A 4924-nucleotide genomic window follows, 5' to 3' on the forward strand; every position below is an offset into this window, starting at 1 on the left:
TAGACGAGCCCTTCCCCAACGACCCTAAAACTACATAAACATTTCGAAATCGAGTCTTACAGAATTCTGCACGTTTGCTGAATAACTATTATTATCCATATACCAAAATATCTATCTAACGAGAAACAGCAAGATCATCCAACATAACCAAAAAGCTAAAGGAGTAATGGCGAAGAGAAGCCTCAGGGAGGATAAGAAACTTGACCACTAGGAATTAACTTGGTATAGTTCTAATAGTTTAAAAAGGGGAGTAGCTTTAACAGTAGTGTCGTCAATACAGAGTAACATAGATTACTCTCGGCACTACTGGCGGCTATCAAGTTGCTAGCGAGACCTTTGCCAACTCGGTAAAGGTCTCTATATTTTGAGGTCTTTTCCATGTGAAGGTGGTAAAGGCCTCTATTTATTTTGAGAGGAGATATACCCATGGATTCCATTTGGATAGAATACGGATGGACATTATTAATCCTGATTGGCCTGGAAGGTTTATTGTCGGCTGATAATGCTTTGGTACTGGCCGTGATCGCTAAACATTTACCAGAAGATGAAAAGAAACGTGCCATAAATTACGGGATCATTGGTGCATTTATTTTTAGGTTCGGAGCTCTTTTTGCCATTTCATTTATAGCCAATGTATGGCAAGTTCAAGCGATTGGGGCCGTTTACCTCATGTACTTGGGTCTGAAAAATATCATTGGAGGCTCTGATGAGGATGATTCAGAATCGACAGAGCAACATCCGTCAAAAGGTAAAGGTTTTTGGCCGACGGTCGTAAAGATAGGACTGGCAGATCTCGTGTTTGCTATTGACTCTATTCTTGCTGCTGTAGCCCTTGCTTTAGCGCTTCCGAATTCTCCACTTCCACAGTTTGGCGGCATGGATGGAGGTAAATTTATCGTCATCATAACGGCAGGAATTGCAGGGTTAATCTTAATTAAATTTGCTGCAACCTGGTTCGTTAAACTGCTTGAAACACGTCCAAGTCTTGAAACAACTGCTTACTTGATTGTGGCGTGGGTTGGTGTAAAACTTGCGGTTATTACGCTGTCGCATAAAGAAGTTGGAGTGCTGGATGAACACTTTGCTCATGGTCTACCTTGGACGATCACTTTCTGGACAGTATTACTATCGATTGCGATAGGCGGCTGGTTTATTTCAGGAAGAAAATTACCTGAACAGAGTTATGAGAACGAAACGCACTATAGCAAATCAAACTCTAATTAAATGAAAAACCTTCTTATTAGGAAAGCTCAGAGTTTTACTCTGAGCTTTTTTATGGATACGTATGTCAGAAAAGGTCTAATAGAAAACACGTATTCTACTTTTATAGACAATTCTCTCCGTTGAATCTACGTGGACAAAAATTATAATAATAGTATACAAGGTTACACCTTTGTTACTTCAAGCGGTGGAGGGGTAGGAAGAATGTATAAGCTAGTCAGAAATAACAGTGGAAAGAAAGAAGTGTTAAAGGAAACTCTGATTCAAAAAGATAAAGTTTTCACTGAACTGGATGAAGCTAAAACTCTAGCCGAAAAACTAAATTCTATCTTAAGAGATCGACAACTATGGGACGTGCAAAAATATTGATGTTAGGCAGACCGCTGCCTAATTTTTTTTTGCTCGTTATCTGGTTTTATTGATTTTCTTTAGTTCCATATAGTTGCCTATCGCTCCGATAAATCCAGCTATGACAAGAATTATGGGGAAGTATTTGATACTTGTTACGGTTTCTTCAGCTATTAAGTCATACAGACCAACCAGACATAAGAGAAGGCTGCTGAATAAGCCGATCTTTACACGAAACTCTTTATTCATCTGATCCCTCCTCATTAAAATTGTATCATTTAACTGGATCGAATAACTCCAAATTTCGGTATCGATCTAGCTATAGAACTTGCCTCTTATTTAATGAAACCTTCAGTTTCGTAATGTCATTCAGGTGTACTTGTGTATGCCTTAGAGTAGACGTGTTCTTATAAAATTGGATTCCCTCTTCATATCAATTAAATATGTTAGAGTATCCATCGATTTTTGGAGTCTATCACTCAAATGCTCAGTACAATCACTCACCACTTATTTCAAATCACTCATATCTATGTAATTATCGCACACACTGAATCACCTTCCTTCTATTCTACTAATTTAACTGTAAAAAGATAGATCATTGCAATTAGAGGCAAACAGATGAGGGCGTTTAAGGTGACAGTGATGAGATAGGAATGGTCTAAGTTATAGATCACCCCGGAAATGAAGATGATTAGAAAAATACTAAAGAACCAGATCCACTGAGTAGACTTTGCCAGTTGATTGGATTTGTTGCAATTTGGACAAACGATGTGGTCTAACTTTGAGGAGATAATTTTCTTATGTGGAACCGGTTCTCCGCAATAATTACATTCTCTTCGTTTCTTCACTGATCGTTTCCTCCTTTTTAATACTTTAACATTAAATTCCATTTTATATGAAGAAAAACACATCCTTCTAACCCTTTGAGTATGTATGCTATGATGATAAAAATGAAAAGCGTAGGGGGAGTCGCTAGTGCAAATAGAATTTATCAAGTGTCATGGATCTGGGAATGATTTCATCATGATTGATGAAATGACAAAGAACTATTCATTTACGGAACAGCAGCGAAAAGATTTATCCATATTGCTATGTAACCGTCAGGAAGGGATCGGATCTGATGGCATTCTTTTTGTCATGCCTAGTGAAAAGGCTGAAGCTCGGATGCGGATGTTTAATTCAGACGGAACTGAAGCAGAAATGTGCGGAAACGGTCTGCGTTGCGTCGCCCGTTATGTGATTGAAAAACTGAGAAAAACTGAGGTTGCCATCGAAACAGAAAAGGCGGTCTTAGCCTCTTCGCAAGTCGCTGAGATTTATCCGGGCATCGATACGTTTTCCGTTGCTATTGAACCTGTATCCTTCGAGGCCTCGTCACTTCCAATGACTGTGAAGGAGGAACAAGTGGTTGATCAGGTTATACCTGAACTATCAAATGAGCGGACATTTACAGCTTTAAGCGTGCCGAATCCACATATCATTTCGATCATGGACGAGGTGCTGCAGGATGAATTACTTCACGTTGGAAAGAAGGCGAACAATTTGCCAGCAGTATTCCCGAAGGGCGTGAATGTCAGCTTCGTTAAAATCTTAGAGAAAAACAAAATCTTCGTCCAGACCTATGAGCGCGGTGTTGGATTAACTAATGCTTGCGGGACGGCAATGTCAGCCTCATCCCTCGTATCAACAATGCTCGGTCCAAATGAATTGGATACACCAATTGTAGTGATCAATAAAGGCGGTCTCGTCAATTGTGTCGTAAAGAAAACAGACGAACGTTATTCCATCCAGCTTAGAGGGAATGGAACTTATGTGTACAAATCAGTGGTGGACGTTAATTTCGATGATAAAGAATTTCAAGTCCATGAAAAGACTTTTTTCAATGAAGAAAATGAGAAGTATCAGCAGCTGGAAGGCTATGCTTTATCACAAATCGGAGGTGAATCTTCATGAAAAAAATTTTTGAATTGAAAACGAACCAGCATGACCAAATGATCGATGTCACATCTCAGGTCGAACAATGGATCAGCAAAGAAGGCGTTAAAGATGGGCTCGTGGTGGTATCCTCTATGCATACAACAGCTGGATTAACCGTCAACGAAAATGCAGATCCGGATGTGAAGACGGATATGTTAAGACGGTTCTCCGAAGTTTACCCATGGGAACATCCAGAAGATCGACACATGGAAGGGAATACGGCCGCCCACATGAAGACGAGCACTATCGGCCATGCTCAAACGCTGATCATAGAAGATGGTCGCCTCGTGCTTGGAACATGGCAGGGGCTGTATTTTTGTGAATTTGACGGGCCGCGGAGCAGAAAATTTAAAGCGAAAATCATACAAGGATAATGAAAAATGAGCGGAATAGCCCGCTCATTTTTTTAGTATTCAAATAAATGGATAAAAAAAACTAACACCAATGAGTGGTGTTAGAATAAACATTTTATAAACAACTTAGGTGACTCAACCAGGGTAGAATCATCCCTTACTTCCTTGTAGGAATTGGAAATTTCATAGGGTCATTCTTTAAGATTCGTTTCCTCTTGCATTTGGTTAAGTCTTATACAGGTTCTCAAGTATGCTGAAAGACAAGGGGAACACTCATTGGATCCTTGTCAAAAGCAAAGGGGAAGCGTACCGTTTAAGATTTCGCCCCGTTTCTACTCACTTTCTTTTCAAGAGAACCTCTTTTCAAACAGGACACTGCTGTCACGAAAGTGCTTGCGCTGGCTATGCCTTGATCCAGGGAGGGTAAACATGTTTTGAAAAAACTTGCGTACCGTTCAAGGTCAGAGCCTTCCAGTTCGTTTGGAAACGAACTCGCGATGGTTGAGCCACCTAAGCTGTTTATCTTTTGTAATTCAAGTGATCTTCTTTACACTTTTATTATACTACGATTTGAAGGATTACAACGATAAGAAATGTGTCTTTTTTGAGAACGTTTACACAACGATTTTTTATTTATAGATGAGTAAGTCTCTTCTAAAAACACTTGACTTTTCATGGGTTAATCTATATATTTTGCATCAAGGAAACTTTTTGTTGTTGGCGCCATATATTATAAAAGCAAAAATTTTTACCTTAAAAGTTGCGTGCGGGAAAATTAAATGACTTAAGCTAATTATTTTCGTCTTTTTCAAATATTTGAGACTTATGATTAGATGAAGGTGTTGGAAAAAAGATGAAAAGTTTAAATATCGCAGGATCTTGATTGTAAAAAGGGAGGAAAAATGATGAAGAATATTGCCATTTCTATTCAAGATTTGCATGTTTCTTATTATGGTAATGAAGCAGTAAAGGGGGTCAGCCTCTCCGTGAACAGAGGAGATTTAGTTGGAATCATCGGGCCGAAT

At 39.1% G+C, this 4924-nt stretch carries 6 protein-coding genes; 4 read left to right on the plus strand and 2 right to left on the minus strand.

Translation table 11 applies throughout. The annotated features are described in order from the left end of the window. The first annotated feature begins 426 nt into the window (after nt 1-426). Together LD39_RS11335 and LD39_RS22645 are read left to right on the plus strand one after the other, a co-directional pair. A complete protein-coding gene (locus LD39_RS11335; RefSeq protein ID WP_035546412.1) occupies nt 427-1224 on the plus strand; it encodes a TerC family protein in 798 nt (265 codons plus the stop codon). Between the two features lie 201 nt (nt 1225-1425). Further along, a complete protein-coding gene (locus LD39_RS22645) occupies nt 1426-1590 on the plus strand; it encodes a hypothetical protein (protein ID WP_156112628.1) in 165 nt (54 codons plus the stop codon). Nucleotides 1591-1626: 36 nt separating this feature from the next. On the opposite strand, the gene LD39_RS11340 is transcribed toward LD39_RS22645, so the two are convergent. Beyond that, nucleotides 1627-1818 carry a hypothetical protein gene (locus tag LD39_RS11340; protein WP_035546415.1) on the minus strand — a complete coding sequence of 64 codons (192 nt, stop codon included), beginning with the start codon at nt 1816-1818 and terminating at the stop codon, nt 1627-1629. Nucleotides 1819-2132: 314 nt separating this feature from the next. Further along, nucleotides 2133-2417 carry a hypothetical protein gene (locus LD39_RS11345; RefSeq protein WP_035546417.1) on the minus strand — a complete coding sequence of 95 codons (285 nt, stop codon included), beginning with the start codon at nt 2415-2417 and terminating at the stop codon, nt 2133-2135. A gap of 127 nt (nt 2418-2544) precedes the next feature. Here LD39_RS11345 and dapF point away from each other — a divergent pair, with 127 nt between their 5' ends. Together dapF and LD39_RS11355 are read left to right on the plus strand one after the other, a co-directional pair. Continuing rightward, nucleotides 2545-3522, plus strand: a complete 978-nt coding sequence (gene dapF / locus LD39_RS11350) for a diaminopimelate epimerase (protein WP_035546419.1) — start codon at nt 2545-2547, stop codon at nt 3520-3522. Continuing rightward, nucleotides 3519-3920, plus strand: a complete 402-nt coding sequence (locus tag LD39_RS11355; RefSeq protein WP_035546421.1) for a secondary thiamine-phosphate synthase enzyme YjbQ — start codon at nt 3519-3521, stop codon at nt 3918-3920. The genes dapF and LD39_RS11355 overlap by 4 nt, the downstream gene beginning before the upstream one ends. Nucleotides 3921-4924 lie beyond the last annotated feature (1004 nt).

The sequence above is a fragment of the Halobacillus sp. BBL2006 genome, from assembly GCF_000786645.1.
In the GTDB taxonomy this organism is placed as follows: Bacteria; Bacillota; Bacilli; order Bacillales; family Halobacillaceae; genus Halobacillus.

Excerpts from the sequence above, each read along its gene's own strand:
- LD39_RS11340 (WP_035546415.1), bottom strand. The coding sequence starts at position 1,818 with ATGAATAAAGAGTTTCGTGTAAAGATCGGCTTATTCAGCAGCCTTCTC.
- LD39_RS11335 (WP_035546412.1), top strand. The coding sequence starts at position 427 with ATGGATTCCATTTGGATAGAATACGGATGGACATTATTAATCCTGATT.
- LD39_RS11355 (WP_035546421.1), top strand. The coding sequence starts at position 3,519 with ATGAAAAAAATTTTTGAATTGAAAACGAACCAGCATGACCAAATGATC.
- LD39_RS22645 (WP_156112628.1), top strand. The coding sequence starts at position 1,426 with ATGTATAAGCTAGTCAGAAATAACAGTGGAAAGAAAGAAGTGTTAAAG.